Annotated in this window: 24 protein-coding genes and 1 other annotated feature; of the genes, 23 read left to right on the top strand and 1 reads right to left on the bottom strand. The window is 47.3% G+C overall.

What is annotated here, in order from left to right:
- Nucleotides 1–7: 7 nt before the first annotated feature.
- From mraY to NSQ57_RS16065, 21 genes are all read left to right on the top strand, one after another.
- Complete coding sequence (gene mraY, locus NSQ57_RS16165) at nucleotides 8–976, top strand: phospho-N-acetylmuramoyl-pentapeptide-transferase (protein ID WP_013311092.1); 969 nt, start codon at nucleotides 8–10, stop codon at nucleotides 974–976.
- Between the two features lie 4 nt (nucleotides 977–980).
- The gene (murD, locus tag NSQ57_RS16160) at nucleotides 981–2,402 is read left to right on the top strand and encodes a UDP-N-acetylmuramoyl-L-alanine--D-glutamate ligase (protein WP_039272249.1); all 1,422 of its coding nucleotides are present in this window, start codon (nucleotides 981–983) and stop codon (nucleotides 2,400–2,402) included.
- 49 nt (nucleotides 2,403–2,451) lie between these two features.
- Nucleotides 2,452–3,549 (top strand): stage V sporulation protein E, encoded by a 1,098-nt coding sequence (gene spoVE, locus NSQ57_RS16155; RefSeq protein WP_318627865.1) that lies wholly within the window; start codon nucleotides 2,452–2,454, stop codon nucleotides 3,547–3,549.
- 6 nt (nucleotides 3,550–3,555) lie between these two features.
- Nucleotides 3,556–4,665, top strand: a complete 1,110-nt coding sequence (gene murG / locus NSQ57_RS16150) for an undecaprenyldiphospho-muramoylpentapeptide beta-N-acetylglucosaminyltransferase (protein ID WP_165149089.1) — start codon at nucleotides 3,556–3,558, stop codon at nucleotides 4,663–4,665.
- A gap of 146 nt (nucleotides 4,666–4,811) precedes the next feature.
- Complete coding sequence (murB, locus tag NSQ57_RS16145) at nucleotides 4,812–5,717, top strand: UDP-N-acetylmuramate dehydrogenase (protein WP_029517752.1); 906 nt, start codon at nucleotides 4,812–4,814, stop codon at nucleotides 5,715–5,717.
- Nucleotides 5,707–7,017 (top strand): UDP-N-acetylglucosamine 1-carboxyvinyltransferase, encoded by a 1,311-nt coding sequence (gene murA / locus NSQ57_RS16140; protein WP_342425024.1) that lies wholly within the window; start codon nucleotides 5,707–5,709, stop codon nucleotides 7,015–7,017. Before murB ends, murA begins: the two co-directional genes overlap by 11 nt.
- Nucleotides 7,018–7,073: 56 nt before the next feature.
- Nucleotides 7,074–7,838: an FtsQ-type POTRA domain-containing protein gene (locus NSQ57_RS16135; protein WP_340885914.1), complete on the top strand. Its 765-nt coding sequence runs from the start codon at nucleotides 7,074–7,076 to the stop codon at nucleotides 7,836–7,838.
- Nucleotides 7,839–8,037: 199 nt separating this feature from the next.
- Nucleotides 8,038–9,309: a cell division protein FtsA gene (gene ftsA, locus NSQ57_RS16130; protein ID WP_039272246.1), complete on the top strand. Its 1,272-nt coding sequence runs from the start codon at nucleotides 8,038–8,040 to the stop codon at nucleotides 9,307–9,309.
- 67 nt (nucleotides 9,310–9,376) lie between these two features.
- Nucleotides 9,377–10,501, top strand: a complete 1,125-nt coding sequence (gene ftsZ, locus NSQ57_RS16125) for a cell division protein FtsZ (protein ID WP_013311084.1) — start codon at nucleotides 9,377–9,379, stop codon at nucleotides 10,499–10,501.
- Between the two features lie 188 nt (nucleotides 10,502–10,689).
- Nucleotides 10,690–11,676 carry a sigma-E processing peptidase SpoIIGA gene (gene spoIIGA / locus NSQ57_RS16120; RefSeq protein ID WP_029517748.1) on the top strand — a complete coding sequence of 329 codons (987 nt, stop codon included), beginning with the start codon at nucleotides 10,690–10,692 and terminating at the stop codon, nucleotides 11,674–11,676.
- A gap of 104 nt (nucleotides 11,677–11,780) precedes the next feature.
- Nucleotides 11,781–12,521, top strand: coding sequence for an RNA polymerase sporulation sigma factor SigE (gene sigE, locus NSQ57_RS16115; protein ID WP_176715674.1), 741 nt, complete (start codon nucleotides 11,781–11,783; stop codon nucleotides 12,519–12,521).
- Nucleotides 12,522–12,617: 96 nt separating this feature from the next.
- Complete coding sequence (gene sigG, locus NSQ57_RS16110; RefSeq protein ID WP_007431182.1) at nucleotides 12,618–13,400, top strand: RNA polymerase sporulation sigma factor SigG; 783 nt, start codon at nucleotides 12,618–12,620, stop codon at nucleotides 13,398–13,400.
- A gap of 112 nt (nucleotides 13,401–13,512) precedes the next feature.
- A complete protein-coding gene (locus NSQ57_RS16105) occupies nucleotides 13,513–13,857 on the top strand; it encodes a YlmC/YmxH family sporulation protein (protein ID WP_176715675.1) in 345 nt (114 codons plus the stop codon).
- A gap of 81 nt (nucleotides 13,858–13,938) precedes the next feature.
- Nucleotides 13,939–14,823, top strand: a complete 885-nt coding sequence (gene pgeF, locus NSQ57_RS16100) for a peptidoglycan editing factor PgeF (protein ID WP_342425023.1) — start codon at nucleotides 13,939–13,941, stop codon at nucleotides 14,821–14,823.
- Nucleotides 14,824–14,831: 8 nt separating this feature from the next.
- Nucleotides 14,832–15,533 (top strand): YggS family pyridoxal phosphate-dependent enzyme, encoded by a 702-nt coding sequence (locus NSQ57_RS16095; RefSeq protein WP_342425022.1) that lies wholly within the window; start codon nucleotides 14,832–14,834, stop codon nucleotides 15,531–15,533.
- Nucleotides 15,524–15,976 (top strand): cell division protein SepF, encoded by a 453-nt coding sequence (locus tag NSQ57_RS16090; RefSeq protein ID WP_069010286.1) that lies wholly within the window; start codon nucleotides 15,524–15,526, stop codon nucleotides 15,974–15,976. The genes NSQ57_RS16095 and NSQ57_RS16090 overlap by 10 nt, the downstream gene beginning before the upstream one ends.
- A 7-nt stretch (nucleotides 15,977–15,983) precedes the next feature.
- Complete coding sequence (locus NSQ57_RS16085; protein WP_029517743.1) at nucleotides 15,984–16,241, top strand: YggT family protein; 258 nt, start codon at nucleotides 15,984–15,986, stop codon at nucleotides 16,239–16,241.
- Between the two features lie 8 nt (nucleotides 16,242–16,249).
- Nucleotides 16,250–17,032, top strand: a complete 783-nt coding sequence (locus tag NSQ57_RS16080) for a YlmH/Sll1252 family protein (protein WP_342425021.1) — start codon at nucleotides 16,250–16,252, stop codon at nucleotides 17,030–17,032.
- A 172-nt stretch (nucleotides 17,033–17,204) separates the two neighbouring features.
- Complete coding sequence (locus NSQ57_RS16075) at nucleotides 17,205–17,714, top strand: DivIVA domain-containing protein (protein ID WP_023989434.1); 510 nt, start codon at nucleotides 17,205–17,207, stop codon at nucleotides 17,712–17,714.
- A gap of 167 nt (nucleotides 17,715–17,881) precedes the next feature.
- Nucleotides 17,882–18,163: a binding site (T-box leader), on the top strand.
- 79 nt (nucleotides 18,164–18,242) lie between these two features.
- The gene (gene ileS / locus NSQ57_RS16070; RefSeq protein ID WP_165149107.1) at nucleotides 18,243–21,332 is read left to right on the top strand and encodes an isoleucine--tRNA ligase; all 3,090 of its coding nucleotides are present in this window, start codon (nucleotides 18,243–18,245) and stop codon (nucleotides 21,330–21,332) included.
- Between the two features lie 140 nt (nucleotides 21,333–21,472).
- On the top strand, nucleotides 21,473–21,865 hold the full coding sequence (locus NSQ57_RS16065; protein ID WP_342425020.1) for a DUF5665 domain-containing protein: 393 nt from the start codon (nucleotides 21,473–21,475) through the stop codon (nucleotides 21,863–21,865).
- A 22-nt stretch (nucleotides 21,866–21,887) separates the two neighbouring features.
- On the opposite strand, the gene NSQ57_RS16060 is transcribed toward NSQ57_RS16065, so the two are convergent.
- A complete protein-coding gene (locus tag NSQ57_RS16060) occupies nucleotides 21,888–22,622 on the bottom strand; it encodes a TraR/DksA C4-type zinc finger protein (protein ID WP_069010288.1) in 735 nt (244 codons plus the stop codon).
- Between the two features lie 235 nt (nucleotides 22,623–22,857).
- Between NSQ57_RS16060 and lspA the strand changes: the two genes are divergently transcribed.
- Nucleotides 22,858–23,349, top strand: coding sequence for a signal peptidase II (gene lspA, locus NSQ57_RS16055; protein ID WP_023989430.1), 492 nt, complete (start codon nucleotides 22,858–22,860; stop codon nucleotides 23,347–23,349).
- Nucleotide 23,350: 1 nt separating this feature from the next.
- Nucleotides 23,351–24,322 (top strand): RluA family pseudouridine synthase, encoded by a 972-nt coding sequence (locus NSQ57_RS16050; RefSeq protein WP_039272237.1) that lies wholly within the window; start codon nucleotides 23,351–23,353, stop codon nucleotides 24,320–24,322.
- Nucleotides 24,323–24,475: the final 153 nt, after the last annotated feature.

Here is a 24,475-nt window from a genome sequence, read left to right as displayed (position 1 = left end):
GACTCCCATGGATATTCAATTATTACTGCTGACGATCGTCGTATCGTTTATACTGGCGGTCATTGCCGCTCCACTGCTCATTCCGCTGCTGCGGCGAATGAAATTTGGCCAGCAGGTCCGGGATGACGGGCCACAAAGCCATCTTAAAAAGATAGGTACGCCTACAATGGGCGGTATCGTGATTCTGGTGGCTTTTACGCTGACCTTTCTTAAGTTTTCAGCTATCAAAAATACGGACTTTTACGTTCTGCTGGTTGCTACGCTCGGCTTTGGGCTGATCGGCTTTTTGGACGACTATATCAAAATTGTATTCAAACGCTCGTTAGGCCTGACGGCGCGTCAAAAGCTGTTTGGACAATTATTGTTTGGCGCGATCATGTGCTGGCTTCTGCTTAGCAATGATCATAGTACTGCGATCGGCATCCCTGGAACGTCATGGTCATTTGATTGGGGCGGCTGGTTCTATTATCCGTTCATCATTATCATGATGCTGGCAATTAGCAACGCTGTCAATTTCACGGATGGGCTGGACGGGCTGCTGTCCGGTACAAGTGCCATTGCCTTTGCTGCTTATGCCATTGTCGCGATTCAGGCAACCTCGCTTCCGGCAGCAGTATGCTCAGCAGCTATGATTGGCGCTGTACTAGGATTTCTCGTATATAATGCTCATCCTGCCAAGGTGTTTATGGGTGACACAGGCTCGCTGGGAATCGGCGGCGCCATAGGTGCCATTGCCATCGTTACGAAAAGCGAAATTTTGTTTCTCATTATCGGCGGTGTATTCGTAATTGAAATGCTGTCCGTGGTCTTGCAGGTAGCTTCCTTTAAAACACGTGGCAAGCGTATTTTCAAAATGAGCCCGATTCATCATCATTTCGAGCTGTCCGGCTGGTCCGAATGGCGCGTAGTTATTACATTCTGGGCTGTAGGACTGCTGTTGGCAGGACTCGGACTTTATCTCAACAAGGGGTTGTAGACCAATGAACCATCCAGACGCATACAGAGATCAGGAAGTCGTCATTATCGGTCTGGCCAAAAGCGGCGTGCAAGTTGCCAAGGTGCTGCACCAGGCCGGAGCGAAGCTGACAGTCAATGATAAAAAAGATAGGGAACAATGTCCCGAAGCTTCTGAATTAGAGGCTTTGGGAATTTCCGTTTTATGCGGGGGTCACCCAGAGGGGTTGATTCATCCTGGAGTGAAGCTGGTTGTCAAAAATCCAGGCATTCCTTATACGGCCCCTCCCGTACAGAAAGCTGTCGAGCTCGGCATTGAGGTTGTGACCGAGGTTGAGGTCGCCTACCATCTATGTAAAGCTCCGATCATCGGAATTACTGGCTCCAACGGAAAGACGACCACGACCACTTGGGTAGGCAAGCTGTTGGAGGCATCCGGCATGAATCCAATCGTGGCTGGTAATATCGGTACGCCCTTATGTGAGGCGGCTGTGGACGCCAAGTCGGACGAGTGGATGGTTGTGGAGCTGAGCAGCTTTCAGTTAAAAGGAACAAAGGATTTCAAGCCCGCTGTGGCCTGCCTGCTCAATGTAGCAGAGACCCATTTGGACTACCACGGAGGCATGGAGGACTACGTTGCATCCAAGGCGCGTCTATTTGCCAATCAAACGGCGGCGGATACTGCGGTGGTGAACTGGGACGACCCCGTCTGCCGGGAGCTCGTACCCTATATAAAAGCGAAGCTGCTTCCGTTCTCTATGACAGAACGTTTGCAGGAAGGGTTGTTCGCTGATCCGCCATACATACCGGATGTGACGGACGATATTGAACGTAGTATCGTATACCGCGATGGAAATGGTGTGCTGCATCCCATTATAGGCATAGCTGAGATTGGACTTCCGGGTCGTTTTAACGTAGAAAATGCTCTTGCTGCCTGCGCAATCGCCATTGCTGCAGGCGCAGAACCAGCAAATTTGGCGGAACCATTAAGTACTTTTCGCGGCGTAGAACATCGGCTTGAATATGTTTTAGAACACGCTGGTGTAGCTTATTACAATAATTCCAAAGCAACCAATTCGAAAGCAACGATGATGGCCTTATCTTCCTTTAAGCAGCCTATTGTACTCATTGCCGGAGGATTGGATCGTGGCTCTGATTATACAGAGCTCGTACCTTCTTTACAGGAAGGTGTGAAAGCCGTTGTGCTCCTGGGTGAGACACGGCATAAGCTGGCTGAGCGGGCCAAGCAGGCCGGAATAGAGCATGTCAAGGTCGTCGATAATGGGGAGGATGCCGCCGCTACGCTCGTGGAGGCTGTGAACAAGGCTGCTGAATTTGCTGAGACGGGAGATGTGGTATTACTCTCACCCGCCTGTGCAAGCTGGGATATGTTCCGATCCTATGAAGAGCGTGGACGTATTTTTAAAGAGGCGGCGCATAAATTGTAAGTAGGGGGGTTGGATAAGCCCCTACTTTTATGCAAGGGGTGGCCTCCTGATGAAGCAGTCTCGTCCAGCGCCGGATCTATGGCTTTTCGTTTGTATTGTAAGCTTATTAGCCATCGGCATGGTTATGGTATATAGTGCGGGCGCCGTCCTCGCTTTTCACGAGTACGGGGACTCCTACTATTTTGTTAAGCGACAATTGCTGTTTGCGGGGCTCGGCCTAGTAGCGATGTACTTTACTGCCAGAACGGACTACCGGGTCTGGCAGAAATATGCCAAGGTCGTATTGTTGATCTGTCTAGCGCTGCTGGTTGCCGTATTAATTCCCGGCATTGGTGTAGTAAGAGGCGGGGCACGAAGCTGGCTCGGTATTAGCTCTTTCGGCATTCAGCCTTCCGAGTTTATGAAGCTGGGTATGATTCTTTTTCTCGCTCGTTGGCTCAGTCGTCCTGATTATCATATTAGCTCTTTTACGCGCGGCCTGTTGCCGCCGCTTGGACTCATGGGACTGGCTTTTGGGCTTATTATGCTCCAGCCCGATTTGGGCACAGGTACGGTAATGATGGGAGCGTCCATGCTCATCGTATTTACGGCAGGCGCGCGTATGAAGCATCTCGGTCTGCTGGCTCTGTCGGGAGCAGCGGGGTTTGCTGCACTGATTGCAGCTGCGCCTTATCGACTCCAGCGCATCACAGCTTTTCTGGACCCTTGGTCCGATCCGCTTGGCGCAGGCTATCAAATTATTCAATCGCTATATGCGATTGGTCCTGGCGGGCTGGCGGGCTTGGGACTCGGAATGAGTCGACAAAAATATAGCTACGTTCCTGAGCCGCAGACTGATTTTATTTTTTCCATTTTGGCGGAGGAGCTTGGCTTTATCGGTGGAATGACGGTGCTGGGGCTCTTTTTGGTTCTCGTGTGGAGAGGAATGCGTGTCGCTATAACCATTCCGGATACCTATGGTAGTTTGCTTGCGGTGGGTATTGTCGCAATGGTCGCCGTACAGGTCGTCATTAATATTGGTGTCGTTATCGGTTTAATGCCGGTGACAGGAATAACACTGCCCTTAATCAGCTATGGAGGTTCTTCTCTGACCTTAATGCTAACTGCTCTGGGCATTTTACTAAATTTATCACGTTATGCGAGGTGAACGTTTATGCGCGTCGTGTTGAGCGGCGGCGGCACCGGAGGGCATATTTATCCGGCGTTGGCCGTAGCCAGACAGTGCGAAGAGATTGATCCAGACGCTGAATTTTTATACATTGGCGGTCAACGAGGACTCGAAAGTAAGTTGGTTCCTCAGGAAAAAATTCCATTTGAGGCTATTGATATCACAGGATTTCGTCGCAGCTTGTCTGTGGAAAATATAAAAACGATCATGCGTTTTTTCAAAGGGGTTCGCAGATCCAAAGCATTATTAAAGAAATTTAAGCCAGATGTCGTTATTGGAACTGGGGGATATGTATGTGGCCCCGTCGTTTATGCAGCTTCCAAGTTGGGAATTCCCAGCATTATTCATGAGCAAAATGCAATTCCAGGGCTGACTAATACATTTCTGAGTCGCTATGTGGATACAGTGGCTGTTAGCTTTGAAGGCTCAGAAGGAGCTTTTCCCAAAGCTAAAAATGTACTGTACACCGGAAACCCACGTGCTACAACAGTTCGTTTGGCTAACCGGGATCGGGGATTTGCTACGATTGGGGTTCCGATGGACAGCTCAGTTGTCCTTGTGGTCGGTGGCAGCAGGGGAGCGAAGGCCATTAATGACGCCATGATTGCAATGGCTCCGCAACTTTCGCAACTGAAAGACGTCCATTTTGTATATGTAACCGGTGAATCTTATTACGAGCAAACGCTGGATAGCATACGGAATCAGATCGGCTCATTGCCCAATCATCTACATGTACTTCCCTATATTCACAATATGCCAGAGGTGCTGGCCTGTACTTCTTTAATTGTTAATCGCGCAGGTGCGTCCTTCTTGGCAGAGATTACATCGCTCGGCATTCCGTCCATTCTGATCCCATCGCCTAATGTGACGAATAACCATCAGGAGGCTAATGCTCGTACCCTTGAAAAGGCAGGCGCATCCGTCATGATTGTAGAAAAAGAACTGAGTGGCCCGGCCCTGTTTCAATCTATAGCGGGAATTATGAAGGATACGGCATGGCGGAGTCGCATGGCGGAGTCGGCGTCTGCGCTTGGCAAGCCTGACTCAGCGGATATTTTAGTAAAAGAAATGGAACGTCTTGCCCGTAAAAGGTAGTTTGCAGCGTAGAATTGGGCGGTTGTCACACACCGGATGGTATTTACATAGGATACCCTATAGATTGTGACCATCACTCAGGCTGCCGGTTGTCAGGTGAGAGCCTTATAACCATGCGGGGCAAGCAACAAGGAGGTTTCAGTACAATGCAGCAATGGATGCCATTATTAGCGGAGCATGATATCGGAAAAGTGCTGGAGCATGAGCCGCTGTCCAAATATACGACATGGAAGATTGGAGGCCCTGCGGATGCACTTGTCATCCCGGATACCAAAGAGCAGCTGGCAAGAGTTTTGAAGCTGGCTAGCGAGCACGGAATTCCCTGGATGCAGTTGGGGCGGGGCTCCAACATGCTCGTCTCTGACAAAGGGATACGGGGACTTGTGATCAAGCTGGGACCAGGATTTGATTATGTTCATTTTGAAGATGAACAGATCGTTGCTGGAGGAGGCGTTTCACTGGTCAAACTGTGCGTTATGGCCAGCAAACAGGGCCTATCCGGTCTTGAATTTGCTGGTGGTATCCCAGGATCGGTCGGTGGGGCTGTCTACATGAACGCTGGCGCCCATGGGTCTGATGTGTCACAAATATTCCAGTCCGCTGAGATTGTGCTGGATACAGGGGAATTGGCTGTGTATGATGCCGAGAATATGCATTTCAGCTATCGTCACTCCGTGTTGCATGAGCAACGTGGAATGGTGACAGAGGCAGTGTTTCGGATGAAGCGGGGCGACCGCGAGGAAATTTCAGCAGCGCTTGCGGCTTTTAAAGACCGCCGTCGGCTGACTCAGCCGCTACAGTTAGCTTGTGCAGGAAGCGTGTTCCGCAATCCTCCAGGAGACTATGCTGCCCGTCTTATTGAGAGCGCAGGTCTCAAGGGCTTGAAGGCGGGAGGCGCAGAGGTATCTGTACAGCATGCCAATTTCATTGTAAATACCGGTCAAGCGACAGCAGAGGACGTGCTTACCCTAATGAAGCATATTCAAAGTACAATATCATCTCAAACCGGCATCAAGCTAGTTCCGGAGGTTTTCGTAGTGGGTGAGCGGTAAACTCGGAGGTGATACATTGGACAAATTGGTGATTGAGGGAGGCCGTCCCCTGTCAGGCACCATACGTATCCATGGGGCAAAAAATGCGGCACTACCTATTCTTGCAGCGAGCTTACTTGCACAAGGTAAGGTAGAAATTCGGAATGTGCCCCATCTTTTAGACATTAAGGTCATGCTGCACATCCTTGAAAGACTAGGCTGTACATGCCGACATGAAGAGGAAACGGTATACGTGGATACGTCGTCCGTCCGAACGTTCCAAATTCCGGAAGATTTGATGAAGCAAATGCGCTCTTCTATCTTTCTGATGGGACCGCTGCTCGCCAGATATGGAGAAGTTTCTATTTACCAGCCCGGAGGCTGTGCCATAGGCGAGCGCAAAATTGATCTTCACCTAGAGGGCTTAAAAGCTCTTGGCGCAGAGATAGAGGAAAAAGACGAGCAAATTACGTTTCGAGCCCACAAGCTGATCGGCTCGGACATCCACATGGATTTCCCGAGTGTAGGTGCAACGGAAAATATTATGATGGCCGCTGCGTTGGCTGAAGGACGAACAACAATCACCAATGCAGCGAAGGAACCGGAGATTCAGGATTTACAAAACTTCTTGAATGCCATGGGAGCCCGCATTATCGGTGCTGGAACCGACACGATTACAATTACGGGGGTCAGTTGCCTCAATCCGTGTACGTATGAGGTCATTCCTGACCGCATAGTTGCTGGAACGGTTATGATCGCAGCTGCAGCTACACGAGGAAGTGTGTCGTTGACACACTGCAATCCATCCCACTTGTCTGCTCTGATTCATGTCCTCAGGCGGGCTGGTGTTCAAGTCGGCATCTTGAATGATATAATGACCGTAAGTTGTATGAGTCGTCCCAAAGCAGTGGAGAGGATCGTTACCTCCCCTTACCCGTCTTTTCCGACGGATTTGCAATCTCAGGTCATGGTTCTGCTTTCTTTGGCGGACGGATTCAGTGTCATGAAAGAGACCGTCTTCGAAAGCCGATTCAAACATGTGGATGAACTAAATGTAATGGGTGCTGATATTACGGTTGATGCAAATGCTGCCTTTATAAGAGGAGTTTCACGTCTGTACGGGGCTACGGTAGAGGCTACCGATCTGCGGGCAGGGGCTGCGCTGGTCATAGCGGGTCTAGCGGCTCAAGGACGTACCGTTGTCGAGCAGGTTCATCATATTGACAGAGGGTATGACCGGATCGAGCGTCTTTTTCAGGGACTGGGTGCCCGAATGAGCCGTCAGTCTCCGGTGCCGGAGCAACTGGATTTCGTAAATTAATGCCTGTAATGTCCCTCCATTAACGGGGGGACAAAAGGCTTTTGTGGAGAGAAGCTATGCCAAATGCTCAAATACCTGTTCTTAAAAAGAACAGAACGAAAAAAAGAACAAGCCGGAAGATTACTATTCTTCTCATTTTGTTGTTTATCGTATTGCTCGCTGTTCTCTTTTTCCGTTCTTCGTTGAGTCGGGTTTCTGAAATTCGTTTTGATGGTAATGTATTTTCGACCCGAGACCAGCTTCTTAACCGAAGCGGTCTGGCTGTTGGAGATCAGTATTTCGGAGTCAGTTCATCTGACATCTCTGAGAAGTTGCGAGAAATTCAATCGATACAGCAAGTCACAGTGGACAAGCAGTTTCCGGGTATTATTGCTATTCACATTAAAGAGTTTGCTACGGTCGCTTACGAGTTGCAGAGTGACGGGAGCCTTCGTGCTATTCTAGCGAATGGGACAAGCGTGGGCGTGGGGAGTAGCGGAATAGCCGTTGAGAAGCCTATTTTGACCAAATGGAAATCTGATGATCCGTACAAAGCGAAGCTGTGTGATGCTTTATCACGCATTCCGGGAGAATGGACTGCCGATATTTCGGAAATCATTCCTGCGCCGATTCCTTCTTTTCCGGACCGCATCAAAATGTACACACGTTCCCAGTTTGAGGTTATAACAACCGTTTCTCTACTGAATTCTAAAATCAGCTATTTGAATCAGGTGCTAGAAACAGAAGATCCAGGTTTGATCACCATGTTGGAGGCGGATTCCTACGTTCCGTTCAAACCAGATACGAGTGAAGAGAGCCAAGAAAAAGATACTACTCAGTGATGTGAAAAAATGCTAGAATTGATTTTATGGGTAATAGACTTGCCTCCTTCTTTTTTCTTCAAATTTTTATGTGACTGCAACCATAAATTGGCTTCTAAAAAATTTGTAGAAAAAAGAGGGAAAGCATGGAGTTTGTTGAATATGTACAGAGTGTGTTTAAAGAACGAAATTCATTTTGGAGTCAGGAGGTGCCACAGACTTGAGCAACAATGACATCATTGTTAGTTTGGACATCGGTACATCCAAAGTTCGGGCTATTATTGGGGAAATGAATAATGGAACCTTTAATATTATTGGAGTTGGATCTGCCGACTCGGAAGGGATTCGCAAAGGTGCAATTGTAGACATTGATCAAACCGTGCAATCAATCCGTAACGCCGTGGATCACGCAGAACGCATGGTTGGTATTCAAATAACAGAAGTGTATGTGGGGATTTCAGGCAATCATATTGGCCTGCAAAATAGTCATGGCGTAGTAGCTGTGTCCAACGAGGACCGTGAAATCGGTGAGGAGGACATTGAGCGTGTACTGAAGGCAGCTGAAGTTATTGCCGTACCACCGGAGAGAGAAATTATTGACGTGGTAGCCAAGCAGTACGTCGTAGATGGCCTTGAAGGCATTCAGGACCCTCGCGGTATGATTGGAGTTCGTCTCGAAGTAGAGGCTACGATTGTTACTGGAGGCAAGACCCCGATACATAATCTGTTGCGCTGCGTTGAGAAAGCTGGCTTGAGGATTAAAGATCTGGTCTTGCTGCCTCTTGGAGCCGGACAATTGTCTCTTTCGAAGGATGAAAAGGTGATGGGTTCAGTGCTGGTGGATATTGGTGCAGGTTCTACGAATGTTGCCATTTTCCAGGAAGGAACGATTGTTGCCACATCAACACTTCCGATTGGTGGAGAGTTTGTAACCAATGATATTGCCTACGGACTGAGAACCCTTACCGATCAAGCCGAAAAAGTAAAGCTTAAATACGGCTGCGCATGGTATGATGATGCGGCAGTCGATGTCGTCTTTAAAGTGACACGTATCGGCAGTAATGTGGATAAGGAGTTCAACCAGCAGGATTTGGCTGCTATTATTGAGCCGAGAGTGCAGGAAATTTTTCAACTCATTCAGGCGGAAGTTAAGCGCTTGGGTTACACAGAGCTTCCGGGAGGTTATATACTTACCGGAGGCACCGTCTCCATGCCTGGTGTACTTCAGGTGGCACAAAGCGAACTGGCCGCTTCCGTAAGGATCGCCGTACCTGATTTTATCGGTGTAAGGGATCCGGGCTACACGAGCGGAGTAGGAATCTTGCATAATGCTATTCGTTACTATCGCGGAAGATCGACTAGCGTTAGCAACAGTGGCGGAAGTGCCAAGAAGCCGACTAACCGAACCAAAAGCAGTAGTCCCGTTGCGGAAGGCGAGCAAAAGCAGGGGTTGATTGAACGCTTAAAAAATATGTTCAGTGAATTTATATAACGTTCATTGCTAATTATGCCAATCATGGACGGGCCATCCATGCACATTGAGGGGGAGATGGAATAGTATGTTGGAATTTGATTTTGAAATGGAGAGCTTGGCTCAAATTAAAGTGATCGGCGTCGGAGGCGGCGGCAGCAATGCGGTTAACCGAATGATCGAAAATGGTGTTCAGGGTGTGGAGTTCATTACAGTCAATACAGATGCCCAGGCACTTCATTTAGCGAAGTCTGAGCATAAGCTTCAAATTGGCGATAAGCTGACCCGCGGTCTGGGTGCTGGCGCTAACCCGGATGTGGGTAAAAAAGCGGCTGAAGAGTCGCGTGAGCTCATTATGAATACGCTCAAAGGTGCGGATATGGTATTCGTAACGGCGGGAATGGGTGGCGGTACAGGAACCGGAGCGGCTCCTGTCATTGCTGAAATTGCCAAGGAATGCGGCGCGCTGACCGTAGGCGTGGTAACCCGACCGTTCACGTTTGAAGGGCGTAAGCGCTCCAATCAAGCTGAACTTGGTATTGAGGGATTAAAAGAAAAAGTAGACACTTTGATTGTAATCCCGAATGACCGCTTGCTTGAAATTGTGGACAAGAAAACCCCGATGTTGGAAGCATTCCGTGAAGCGGACAATGTTCTGCGTCAGGCGGTACAAGGTATTTCAGATTTGATCGCTGTACCGGGTCTAATCAACCTTGACTTTGCTGACGTTAAGACGATCATGACGGAGCGTGGCTCCGCTTTGATGGGGATTGGCGAAGCAACTGGTGAAAATCGTGCGGCTGAAGCAGCACGCAAGGCGATCATGAGCCCGTTGTTGGAGACATCCATTGAAGGTGCTCGCGGTGTGATTATGAACATCACTGGCGGCAACAACCTGTCTCTGTATGAGGTTAATGAAGCAGCTGAAATTGTAACATCGGCTTCCGATCCGGAAGTAAACATGATTTTTGGTGCTATCATTGACGAAGAGTTGAAAGAAGAGATCAAGGTTACCGTCATTGCCACTGGCTTTGAAGGCAAGCCAAGTCAACCAGCACCGGGACGTAAACCGGCAGCTAACCCGGCTACTTCTGAATCGGCGGAAAAAGGCTCTCCTAACTTGCGTCCATTTGGTAACACTCAAAGCAGTGATCAATTAGACATTCCTACATTTTTACGTAACCGTTCGCGCAATAATAATAACGATAACTAGTTTCAATTCAGACTGCCCGCATTCTCCCTGGAGATGCGGGCTTCTTTCTGTTTTCCGTATCCTGCAGTTCAGGTGCTTCTCCTCTTTCCGACAAAATTAGTCGGTCACCGTCCCCACCGTTAGACAGACTTTGAACAGCATGACTACTATACTTAAGCCTATCCTGCAAACGCTGGGCGGGTGAAGCCTTGGTTGTTTATATCGACTTGATTTTTTTGGCCAATTTGTTCATTGATGCTGTGCTGCTGATGGTCACCGCTTGGATGAGAAAAATCCGTCCGGTGTGGTGGAGGTTGATGGCTTCAGCTGGAATCGGCGCAATGTACGTGGTCATGATGTTTGTGCCGGAACTGTCCTTTTTATTTACGTTCCTGATCAAACTGGCATTATCGGTCATAATGCTGCTGGTGGCTTTTGGATTTGGCAGCATGCAAAAGTATCTTCGTACAATGGGTGCCTTTTACATGATCAATTTTGTAGCTGCAGGTGGCATTTTGGGGATGCATTATTTTCTCCAAAATACGGGGGAATTGTTTAATGGCATCTGGTACACCGCTTCAGGAGGAATGTCTTTTGAACTGAAAATTGCATTCTGGTTTATTTTATGCGCATTTGGCGGAGTGATGCTTTTCTTTCGAATTGTGCAGTCCTCAAAGCAGCGCACAGAAAGGATGAGTGGGTTTCTGGGACAAGTGCAGGTGTGGATTGGGCAGGATCATATTGAGTGTACAGGCTTGTTGGATACAGGTAACCAGCTCCATGATCCTTTGACCCGAACCCCGGTGATGGTCATGGAGGCAGCATTGTGGGAGTCGTATTTGCCCGCTTCCTGGCTCCAAAAATGTTCTGAGGGTAATGCTGACCAACTGGTGATGGAACTGGGAGACGAATCGTTTAGCTGGCAGGATCGTGTTCGTCTCGTCCCCTATCGTGGAATTAACCGCAGTCATTCCTTTATGCTTGCCCTTAAACCAGACCGGGTAGAGGTGGTGATGAATGGGGTTCATTTTGTACATCATCGAGTGTTGATTGGCTTGGACGGGGGAACATTGTCGGCAGAGGGGAAGTATCGCGCCATCATCCACCCGGATGTGACGGCACAAGAAGGGGGCAGTGCTGATACCAACCAGAAACGAGATGCACATTTGAGTGAACATTTTACAGAATCAGGATGATGGAGCATAACACAAAATGATGTTTGAAGGCGACAAGAAATATCCAATGGTGAAATGCACGGAGCACAGCAGGAATTGCACTATTTCAAAAGGGGGAGAATGATATGCGGGAACAGATGAAATTGAAGATGAAAATTAGGCTAGCGTTGCAACTGCAATATTATCGTATTTTATTTTTACTTGGGCTGAAAAGTGAAGAAATTTATTATATTGGCGGCAGCGAGGCGCTCCCCCCACCGCTGACGAGAGACGAAGAAGAATATTTGCTGGGAAAACTTTCTTCTGGAGATGCGGCAGTACGGTCGATGCTAATCGAAAGAAATTTGCGGTTAGTCGTATATATTGCCCGCAAATTTGAGAATACGGGCATCAACATTGAAGATCTCGTATCCATCGGTGCTATTGGACTAATCAAAGCGGTTAACACTTTTGATCCGGAGAAGAAAATCAAACTTGCCACCTATGCGTCCCGATGCATTGAGAATGAGATTTTGATGTATTTGCGTCGCAATAGTAAAACAAGAACGGAAGTTTCTTTTGATGAGCCTCTGAATATTGATTGGGACGGTAACGAGTTGTTGCTTTCCGATGTGATGGGGACGGAAAATGATACCATTTACCGTAATATTGAAGAGCAGGTAGACCGTAAATTATTGCATAAAGCACTGGATAAGTTGACGGATCGAGAGCGTTTGATTATGGAGCTGCGCTTCGGCTTACAAGACGGAGAAGAGAAGACACAGAAGGATGTTGCTGACCTGTTGGGTATCTCGCAATCGTATATTTCGCGTCTGGAAAAACGAATAATAAAGCGCTTACGAAAAGAATTTAATAAAATGGTATAATGCATGGGTATATCCGGAAGCGATGGAAACGGCGAATAAAAAAATGCCCTCAGGAGATAATGTACATTAATGTTGCTCCTTGGGAGGTAAGACACGATGACCCGAAACAAAGTGGAAATTTGCGGTGTGGATACCGCCAAACTGCCGGTATTAACCAATGCAGAAATGCGCGAGTTGTTCACATCACTTCAGCAAAATAATGAACGATCAGCCAGAGAAAAATTGGTCAACGGTAATCTCCGACTCGTCCTGAGTGTGATTCAACGATTTAACAATCGGGGAGAGTTTGTGGACGATTTGTTTCAGGTAGGATGTATCGGCCTAATGAAGGCGATTGATAATTTTGACCTTTCGCAAAACGTAAAGTTCTCCACTTACGCGGTGCCGATGATTATCGGAGAGATCCGCCGTTATTTGCGGGATAACAATCCGATCCGAGTATCCCGTTCGTTACGGGATATTGCATATAAGGCGCTTCAGGTGCGGGACAGTCTGACGAATCTGAACTCGCGGGAACCCACGATTTTTGAAATTTCAGAGGCACTGAATGTGCCTAAAGAAGATGTTGTGTTCGCGTTGGATGCAATTCAGGATCCGGTTTCGCTGTTCGAGCCGATATATCACGACGGGGGCGACCCAATCTATGTGATGGATCAGATCAGTGATGACAGAAATAAAGACGTCTCATGGATTGAGGAAATCGCTCTGCGGGAAGCGATGCATCGCCTGGGCCAGCGTGAAAAGATGATATTGTCTATGCGTTTTTATGAAGGAAAGACGCAAATGGAGGTTGCCGACGAAATCGGTATCTCTCAAGCCCAGGTTTCAAGATTAGAGAAGTCGGCTATTCAGCAAATGCAAAAACATGTAAAGTCCTAATGAAATGAATGCTTGAATGATTCAGCGATAAAAACGATCCTATCCGGATCGTTTTTGCGTTTACAGGACATTTTTTGGGCTCTTTCGCTCATATAGTGAATTAAAGGATGTGATGCGTGTGAGTGCACCGGAAACGTCAGTAAGAGCCATGAAAATTTCCGAGTTTCAAACCAAGGATGTCATTAACATTGTAGATGGGCGACGTCTGGGACAAATCAGTGATCTGGAGATTGACGTACGACAAGGGAAAATTGAAGCTATTGTGGTTCCGGGCAGCAGTCGATTCATGGGCTGGTTTGGAGGGGGAAGCGAATTGGTTATTCCGTGGCGCAACATTGTGAAAATTGGTTCGGATGTTGTGCTTGTTCGATTGGAGGGATTGCATGATCCACCGGATGAAAGGGAGGAAAAGCCGTATATCGAACGTCAGGAGCGGAATGACCGACGGGTCTTTTGAACAAGAGGGACACGTAATTTAGTATGTTGTGAAGACACAGCGGCGGCTTTTTGGTACACTGGGCAGTAGAGGTGAGAATGAATGGAACCATTTGTAATGAATACCGAGGCTACGGGGGCTATGCCAATGCAAGATGGCGGACGTCCCGTACCGGAGTTGTTATATATTCAATCCTGGGAACGACAGGTTCAGGGATTAACAGCGGGTTTTACAGGTCGTCATGGAGGTGTCAGTGAGGTTCCCTACGCTAGTCTGAACTGTGCGTTTCATGTAGGGGATGACCCCGAGAAAGTCATTCGTAACCGGCGGCTCATTGCAGAGCAACTTGGTTTTGCTGCTGAAGCATGGACGTGCGGTGAGCAGGTTCATGGTCATCATGTTGCTGTGGTCAAGGCTACTGACCGCGGGCGGGGCTTTATAGATCGTGCATCCGCTTTTCAGGACACAGATGGACTGTTGACGAATGTACCTGGCATTTTGCTGACGTCTTTTTATGCAGACTGTGTACCCTTATATTTTTGTGATCCAGTGCGCCGTGTGATTGGGTTGGCGCATGCAGGCTGGAAGGGAACCGTTGCGGAAATCGCATTGAAAATGGTACAGACCATGCAAAACGAATATGGATCTCAGCCGTCAGATATACTAGCAGCTATTGGTCCTTCCATTGGTTCTGAATCCTATGAGGTGGATGAGCACGTGATGAACCGAATTCGGGTTTTGGAGCATGATTGCCCGGGTAATGATAAATGGGAAGGTTGTGTTTACTTCCCCTTAGCCGACGGTAAAACACTACTTGACTTGAAACAATGCAATCGACACATTATGATGAAAGCAGGAATATTGCCGAGCCATATCGAATGTACTACCTTATGCACGAGTAGCCGTAGCGATTTGTTTTTTTCATATCGCAAAGAAGGCGGCGTCACAGGAAGAATGGCGAGTTGGATTGGTCTGGAAGAGAGGTGAGTCCTCCCGTGTCTTTGGAGGAACGAATTAAAGAGGTGAATGCCCGTGTAGAAGCGGCATGTGCCCGAAGCGGACGTTCGCGTGATGAAGTAAATGTGATCGCTGTCACGAAATATGTTTCGGCGGCGACAATGACATCGGTATTGGATAGCGACTTAGAGCATGTGGGCGAAAATCGCTGGCAGGATGCTGCGGATAAATGGAGTAAGCTGGGTGACCGGGGAACGTGGCATTTTATTGGTCATCTCCAAACGAATAAGGTTAAAGATGTAATTGGAAAATTTAAATTTATACATTCGCTTGACCGCTTATCACTCGCTCAGGAATTGGATAAGAAGGCAGCTGCTCTGGGACTGCGAGTTAAAGCTTTTGTGCAAGTCAATATTTCTGGGGAAATGTCCAAATATGGCTTGTCCTCTGAGGCGGTTGTCCCCTTTTTGGAACAAATTCGCGAGCTGGAACATGTGGACGTGATTGGCTTGATGACAATGGCTCCTCATGAGGAAGACCCGGAAAAAACTCGGCCTGTATTTCGGGGATTGCGTGAATTACGGGATAGGTTAAATGGACAAGCCTTGACAAGGGACCCCATCGTTCACTTGTCTATGGGGATGTCCAATGATTTTGAAGTGGCGGTTGAAGAAGGAGCGACCTGGCTGCGGCTTGGTTCCGTACTGGTCGGACGAGAGGAGGATTTCCATTGGGCGTAATGAATAAGTTCATGAACTTTCTGGGGCTTCAGGAAGAAGAGGAAGTTATAGAGCGAGAGGTTATGAATACGCAGGAAGATCAAGAAATTGAAACCCCAAGCTTTGATAAACGTAAGAACCAGAAGGGCACTAATGTTGTCAGCATCCATTCACAGAAAAATGTGAAAGTTGTCCTGTATGAGCCGCGTTCTTATGATGAAGCACAGGAAATTGCCGACCATATCCGTTCCCATCGCACCGTCGTAGTCAATTTGCAACGAATTCGCAAGGATCAGGCGCTACGCATTATTGATTTTTTGAGTGGTACTGTGTATGCACTGGGTGGTGGTATTTCCAAGGTCGGGAACAATATTTTTCTGTGTACACCAGATACGGTTGAGATTCAAGGCTCTATTACGGAAATACTGGCTGACACTGAACAAGAACTTAACAGAATGAGGTGAACTTTTCTTGATCGAGGTAATTTACTGGCTATTTCAGATTTATTCGTACATGATCATTGCATATGTTCTGCTGTCATGGCTTCCTAATGCTAGAGAGAGTGTGATTGGTGATTTACTTGCCAAGTTTGTGGAGCCGTATTTGTCTCCTTTTCGCAGGTTTATACCGCCAATCTTCGGGATGATTGATATTTCTCCCATCGTTGCGCTGATTGCTCTGCGTTTTGCGTCGTACGGTTTGATTTCTTTAATTGGTAAGCTCGTCTAGGAGGAGTTATGCGAACTGAGATTTATGAGCATTTTCACCCGGATGAACGGGATTATGTGGATCGTGCTTCCGAATGGATCAGTCATGCGGGGGCTTATCATGAGCAGAAGCTGACTGATTTTTTGGACCCGCGCCAACAGTACATATTGGAGACACTTGCTTCGAAGGAAGACAAGGTCACGATTAGGGTAGATGGCGGATACATGGCTTCGGAACGAAAGCGGGCGCTGATTGCGCCCGATTATTCGTATTTGGACGGTGAGGAGATGGGGATTCAGGTCCTTTCCATCACGTCTGACGATCATAAAATAGGTACCCTTGAGCACGGTGATTATCTAGGTGCCCTACTGGGACTTGGAATCAAACGTGGGAAAATTGGAGATATTCATGTACTGGATGATGGGTGTCATGTATTGGTAGCTTCAGAGATCGGTGATTTTATGACGATGCATTTGCAGCAGGTACACCGTGTTCATGTATGGACAGAACTGTTGCCTGTAGCGAGTCTGCGAACGAAGGAAGTTGCATTAGAGACGCTAGACCTGACGGTCGCTTCTTTGCGTCTGGACGGTATTGCCAGCGATGTGTACAAGCTAAGCCGCAGTAAAATATTAACACCGATTCGGGCGGGACGGTGCAGGGTAAATTGGAAGGTGGAGGAGAATCCATCCACTCCACTTAAAGCTGGAGACATTATTTCCATGCAGGGTTTTGGGCGTTTCAAAGTGCTTGAAACAGACGGGATGACAAAAAAGGGAAGATTCCGTGTCAAAATTGGTAAGTTTGTATAGCTGTAGGCAGGAATCACGAGCTTTCTGTCGAAAGAATTAAGCTATAGCGAAGAACTGGAACGATTTTGCTCTGTACAGTATTCACAAAACGGGGTATGATGACCGATAGATGATAGTGAGCGTCGTGACGCGGAAAATGTATTTTTTGTCAATCTTATAGGAGGTGGACGGCATGCCATTAACGCCATTGGATATACATAACAAGGAATTTGCCCGCCGGCTTCGCGGTTATGATGAGGATCAGGTTAATGAATTTTTGGATCAGGTGATCAAAGATTACGAGGGCGTTATTCGTGAAAATAAAGAACTGAGCACCGAGTTGTTGAACGTACAGGAGAAGCTCGATCATTTCGCGACCATTGAGGATACGCTGAGTAAGACGATTATCGTAGCGCAGGAAGCCGCAGATGAAGTTCGTAACAACGCCAAGAAAGAATCCCAATTGATCGTGAAGGAAGCGGAAAAAAATGCGGACCGTATTGTGAACGAAGCATTGTCCAAATCCCGCAAGATCGCGTTGGAGGTTGAAGAGCTGAAGAAGCAGGCATCGATTTACCGAGCACGGTTTCGTACACTGGTGGAAGCACAGCTTGACTTGTTAAGCCAAGACGGCTGGGAAGCTCTTGAAAACCGGGAACGCGAAGTACTGGAACGCGAGCGTGAGATGAAAGAAATTTACTAATTTCATTTCTGACAAGCTTTTATTAGACGTTGTTAGGGTTGACTTTTCACTTTAAACAGGCTATAACTGTAAATACTATACTGAATTCAATGATTATCCGTCCGTCGGCTGATGGTTGTTATTCAAGGTAACGATGTTGCTGTTTAATATTCGATGAATTTAACATGTTTAATTCGTTGATGGGAACGAGTACGTCATGATTTGTCCCTCAGAGAGTTGGCCTTCCGGTGCAAGCCAACGTTCAGAACATGACCGAAGATCCTCCCGGAGAAGTGAGCTGAAGCGCTTAAGATGTATGGCGTGTGTAAGCAATCACCGTTTGCCATGCGTTATAATGGCGCCCTGCTGTAGTTGAGTGGGGCTCAGAGAGCCGTGATGAGACTGTATTTTTAGAATGGTCTATTTTTACGGAATCAGGGTGGTAACGCGAGCACAGTCTCGTCCCTTTACAGGGATGGGGCTTTTTTTGTTGCTTTTTTTAGGAAATGCTAGGGAAATCAATGATGAGCAGAGAGGGAGTATGACAGTATGAACAGAGTGGATGTTAAAGAAAAAGCACGGTCCCGTGACCTGCGCATCCTGAGCAAATGGAAGCAGGAGGACACATTCCGTAAATCCATCACAAATCGTGAAGGAAAGCCAAATTTTGTGTTCTATGAGGGCCCACCAACAGCTAACGGTAAACCGCATATCGGTCACGTGCTGGGCCGTGTAATTAAGGATTTTGTGGGCCGATATCAGACAATGAAGGGATACCGCGTCGTACGTAAGGCAGGCTGGGACACGCATGGCTTGCCGGTAGAATTAGGTGTACAGAAGCAACTGGGGATCTCCCATAAACCTGAAATTGAAGAATACGGCGTTGAAAAGTTTATAAAAAAATGTAAGGCGAGCGTGTTTGAATACGAGCAACAATGGCGTGATCTAACCGAAGCGATCGGATACTGGACAGACCTCGATAACCCGTACATTACATTGGATAATAACTATATCGAGAGCGTATGGAACATTTTGGCGACCATTCATGAAAAAGATCTGCTGTATCGTGGTCATCGTGTGAGTCCGTATTGTCCGGATTGTCAGACAACGCTAAGTTCTCATGAAGTAGCGCAGGGCTACAAAGATGTAAAGGATCTGAGTGCCACGGCCAAATTCAAGCTGCATAGCAGTGGTGAATATGTACTGGCTTGGACGACAACACCTTGGACCTTGCCGAGTCACGTGGCGCTCGCCGTCAACCCTGAACTGGAATATGCACGTGTGAAGCAGGAAGACGGTGTATACATCGTTGCTAAAAATCTGGTTGAAGACGTCATTAAAGGCGAGCATGAAGTGATTGGCACGCTATCTGGTTCAGAACTGGTTGGCCAAACCTATACCCCGCCATTTACGTATTTTCAGGTTGAGAAGGGTAATCAGATTCTGGGTGCGAAGTTCGTAACAGATTCCAGCGGTACAGGTATCGTTCATATGGCTCCAGCGCATGGTGAGGATGATTACCGGGTATGTCGTGAAAATGGTGTTGAGTTCATTAACGTGGTGGATCTTCAAGGTAACTATGTAGAGGAAATCACTGATTTTGCAGGTCGTTTTGTGAAAGACTGTGATGTAGATATTGTAAAAATGCTGTCCGAAAAAGGCCTGCTGTACAGCAAGGAAAAATACGAGCATAGCTATCCGTTCTGCTGGCGTTGCGATACTCCATTATTGTACTATGCTATGGACAGTTGGTTTATCAAAACAACTGCGATCAAGGATCAACTGATTGCCAACAACAGCGAAGTCGAATGGTATCCGGGTCATGTACGTGAAGGACGTTTTGGCAAGTTTTTGGAGGAACTGGTGGATTGGAACATCAGTCGTGATCGCTATTGGGGTACACCGCTAAACATCTGGGTTTGTGAGGAAACTGGAGAACAGTTTGCTCCGCATAGTATTGCTGAATTGAGGGAACGTGCGATTGGCGACGTACCAGCGGACATCGAGCTGCACAAACCATATGTAGATGATATTAAGGTTCGTAGCCAATGCGGTAAATACGAAATGACTCGTACACCGGAAGTGATCGACGTATGGTTTGATAGCGGCTCCATGCCGTTTGCACAGCATCATTATCCTTTTGAAAATAATGAAACGTTCGAGCAACAATTTCCGGCAGACATGATCTGTGAAGGGATTGACCAGACTCGTGGCTGGTTCTATAGCTTGCTTGCGGTTTCGACTATGCTGACTGGCAAAGCTCCTTATAAAGCTGTCATGGCGACAGGCCATGTACTGGATGAGCAAGGGCAGAAAATGTCCAAATCAAAGGGTAATGTTATTGATCCGTGGGAAGTGATTGACGAGTACGGTACAGATGCTTTCCGCTGGGCATTGCTGTCCGATAGTGCACCATGGAATAGCAAACGTTTTTCCAAAGGCATCGTAGGTGAGGCTAAATCGAAGCTGGTAGATACGCTTGTGAATACACACGCATTTCTGACTCTGTATGCGGATATCGACGGATTTGATCCGGCACAGCACCCGTTCAAACCATCGGCTCATAAGTTGGATCGCTGGATTTTGTCCCGTCTGAACAGCCTGATTTTGGTAGTGGACAAAGCGCTGGCTGTAAATGACTTCCTGAACTCATCCAAAGCAATTGAGTCGTTTGTGGATGAGCTGAGCAACTGGTATATCCGTCGTTCACGCGACCGATTCTGGGGCAATGGTCTTACAGAAGATAAGCTGGATGCATACCGTACACTGACTGAAGTGCTGTTAACGACTGCCAAACTGCTTGCGCCGTTTACACCACTGCTTGCAGAGGATATTTACCTCAACCTGAGTAACGGGGAAAGTGTTCATCTGGATGATTATCCGACTGCAAATGAATCCTTGATCGATCTGGAATTGGAACGAGATATGGAAACGGCACGTCGTGTCGTTGAATTGGCGCGTAACGTCCGCAACGAAACGGGTTTGAAAACGCGTCAACCGTTGTCTGAGTTGATTCTATCCATGGATCAAGATTTTGAACTGAGTGGCTATGAGGAGATCATCAAAGATGAGATTAACGTGAAGCATATTCATGTTGAGACGGACGATAGCGGCTTTGTAGATTTTACACTGAAACTGAATTTGAAAGTAGCAGGCAAGAAATACGGCAAAAATGTCGGTTTCCTACAAAACTTTTTCAAAGGAATGTCTGCTGAGGATACCCGTACTGTTGTAGAACAGGGAATGTTAAATGTCGCTTCTCCAGAAGGTGAAGAGCTGCAAGTTACAGCTGAAGAATTGCTGGTAGAGAAAAAAGCGAAAGAAGGCTTCGCTTCTGCTTCCGGTTATGGCTTAACGGTAGCGTTGAACACGGACATTACACCGGAGCTGGAGCAAGAGGGCTGGGTACGTGAAGTGGTTCGTGCGGTACAGGATTACCGTAAAAAACTGGATCTGCCGATTGAAAAGTATGTGGCATTGACGTTGGATGTAGATAACGAGCTGCGCCAGGCCATCGCAAGCTTCGACACTGTGTTGCGTGAGAACGTATTGGTTACGACTGTGACATTTGGTCAAGCCGAACCGGCAGAACATGTGGAAGTGAACGGTAAAACCATCGGCGTTCATATTGGGGAATAATTACAAGCCCCTTGTCCCATAATACAATAACAGGCAGCATATAAAAACGAGCCTAAGCATCGGAAACGGGTTTTCTCCGTTACGTGCTCCGGCTCGTTTGCTGCGTTCAGGGCAGCCATGGGAAAAGGGGGATTGTGCATATGACGGCACGATCAAGGCGTAGACAGGGAAGGAGTCTCCGAGGAGGGAACGGAGAAGGGGCTGCCATAGCCGCAGATAAAAGCAAAACAGATAATCAGACAGAGCGATTAAGTCGTGTTGAAAAGCTGGTACGTACGGTGTCAGAGCAGATGGAACGGACACGTATTGCAGATTACGCTTTGCTGCTAAATAAGCCTTGGCGATTACTCTGGTTAAATCTAATATCCGGTGTTTCCCGGGGAATCGGCATCGCGCTAGGTTTTACTTTTTTTGCCGCTACCATTATTTATGTGCTGCAAGTGCTCGGTGCGCTAAATTTACCGATTATCGGTGATTATATCGCTGATATTGTACGGATCGTACAACGACAGCTGGAGCTTACTACCTATTAGGCAGCGATCTCCACTTTGAAGTTCACGATTCGTCTTCGTGCGTATCCGGCTCCAGTAGACCTTCGCCCTCGCCATCTTCGATATAACGCTGATAAATGGAACTGCGAATAACGGATACATTTTGTCCATAAATGTCAGTAGCAACAAAGCTTTCGTATGGTTCTACGAAGCCCATATTATCATCGCCTGCTTCAATTTCCATATCATCATAACTGTGGATTTCTCCGCTTTCGGCCATGGCTGGGGTGTTAGAGGTACCCCAATTTTCGACGATCTGCCAGGCATCTTCACCGTCAAAGCCGTTTTGATCATCACGCTCATCCAGACTCGTTCTGCCGAACGAGGGAGCGAGAAATTCTTCCTCCACTGGGCGGCGGTTAGACACTTCTGTTTCGGGACTGTACTCTTTGCAGTAAATGGTATAGGGAACAGCCAGTAGCCGTTCATAGGGAATAGGTTTACCGCTGGCGGCGCAAATGCCATAGGTCCCCTTGTCCATTGCCATCAAGGCTGATTTGATACGTTCCAATTGAAACTCATCATGCTCCAATAAGGAAATATCTTTGGCTCGCTCGTAGGTTTCGGTAGCCAGATCGCCTGGATGGTTATCAATGGGAGAAAGCTCACCGGTTTGATCGCGCTGTGAATCACCGAGTCCGTAATGGTCGTTGTTTTGCAAGCGATGCTCAATTTCCTTTTTGCGTTCCAGCAGTTCGTTACGCAGACCCTGCAATTGTTGCTCCGTCAATGGGGACATGGAATCCTCTCCTTGTTCTAGGTTTCATGCGCATGCGTTGTGTCGAGTATGCTTCTTGTAGTTTGCACCGGGAAGACCTCTTTTACATAGGAAATTCTAATCAAATGCGAAGGAGTTTATTTTATGGATGGTCTGTGCTTGATAGCTTGCGGGTTTCGTGGACGATCTGAGAACGCTTATGCTACAATAAATGGGTTCAACAACGGATATAAGCGGATCGGAGTGACGAAGGACTGTGATTTATTTTGGTATTGCGCTAATAATTTTTTTGATTGATCAGGGAGTCAAATATTTGGTGGCTACACGAATGGAATTGTACGAACAAATACCAGTCATCGGCAATTTCTTTTTAATCACCTCCCATCGTAATCGTGGAGCCGCTTTTGGGATTTTGGAAGGTCAACGTTGGCTTTTTATCGTGATTACAATTGTAGTGGTGATTGGTATCGTCTGGTATCTGCGAAAAACAGTTAAGGCTGGACAAAAGCTACTTCCTGTTGCGCTAAGTTTAGTGCTGGGGGGAGCAGTCGGTAACTTTCTGGATCGAGCTATTTCAGGGGAAGTGGTTGATTTTGCGCAATTTAATTTTGGAAGCTATACGTTCCCCATTTTTAATGTGGCAGATTCGGCAATTGTCATCGGTGTAGCACTGATTATTTTGGATACATTGCTGGAATCGCGTCGGGAAAAGGGAAATGGCAATGATAGCATTGAAGGGAAGTCATAGCATGAGCGAAGTGAATGAAAACGGCGAAGCCGCAGGTCTGTCTTATGAGGACGAACTGGAGGGTGAATCTCTGGAATGGACGGCCGATTCCAGCGATGCCAAAACGCGTATAGACAAATATATCGCCGAAGAAATGAAGGAAGTGTCTCGTTCTCAGATACAGATGTGGATCGGAAATGGTCGCGTGCTGGTGAACGGTACGACGATTAAGGCGAACTACAAGCTGGCTGAAGGAGACCGGATTGTATTATCAGTACCGGAAGCAGAAAGTGTAGATATTGTTCCAGAGAATATTCCGTTGGATGTCGTTTACGAGGACTCGGACGTTATTGTTATTAACAAGCAACGTGGTCTGGTCGTGCATCCTGCACCGGGACACTCTTCAGGAACATTAGTTAACGCACTGATGTACCACTGTCACGATCTTTCGGGCATTAACGGGGAATTACGTCCTGGTATTGTTCACCGTATTGATAAGGATACATCAGGACTGCTGATGGCGGCTAAAAATGATCAGGCTCACGCATCACTTGCAGCACAGCTTAAGGATCATAGTGTGACTCGGAAATATATAGCCTTAGTTCACGGTCATTTGAGCCACGATCAGGGAACGGTAGATGCTCCGATTGGCCGTGATTCGGGTGATCGCAAATTGTTTACAGTGACGGAACGTAACAGCAAGCATGCCGTCACCCATTTTCTCGTCATTGAACGATTGGGGGATTATACCCTCCTTGAACTTCAATTGGAAACAGGACGAACACATCAAATTCGTGTTCACATGAAATTTATTGGACACCCATTGGTTGGTGACCCTATGTATGGGCGCAGCAAAGGGGTTCGTATGGATGGTCAGGCGCTGCATGCGGCGGTACTGGGCTTTAAGCACCCATCCACTGGAGAATACATGGAATTCAGCAGACCGATTCCTCCTGATATGGAGGATGTGTTAGCATCCTTGCGTAGTCGTTAAAACAATGGTGATTTGCATTCCTATTCACAAACCTGAATAAATTATTAAGTTAAACCGCCTAAATGGCGGTTTTTTTATTGTGAGACAAGGCATGGGTAAAAACAACTATGGATAATTATACAATGACATTGTATAATTATTAAAGTGCTTCCG

Origin of the sequence: Paenibacillus sp. FSL L8-0502, from assembly GCF_038593055.1 — a bacterium.
Classification (GTDB): domain Bacteria; phylum Bacillota; class Bacilli; order Paenibacillales; family Paenibacillaceae; genus Paenibacillus; species Paenibacillus polymyxa_D.
This window is presented reverse-complemented; position numbering and strand designations above follow the sequence as displayed.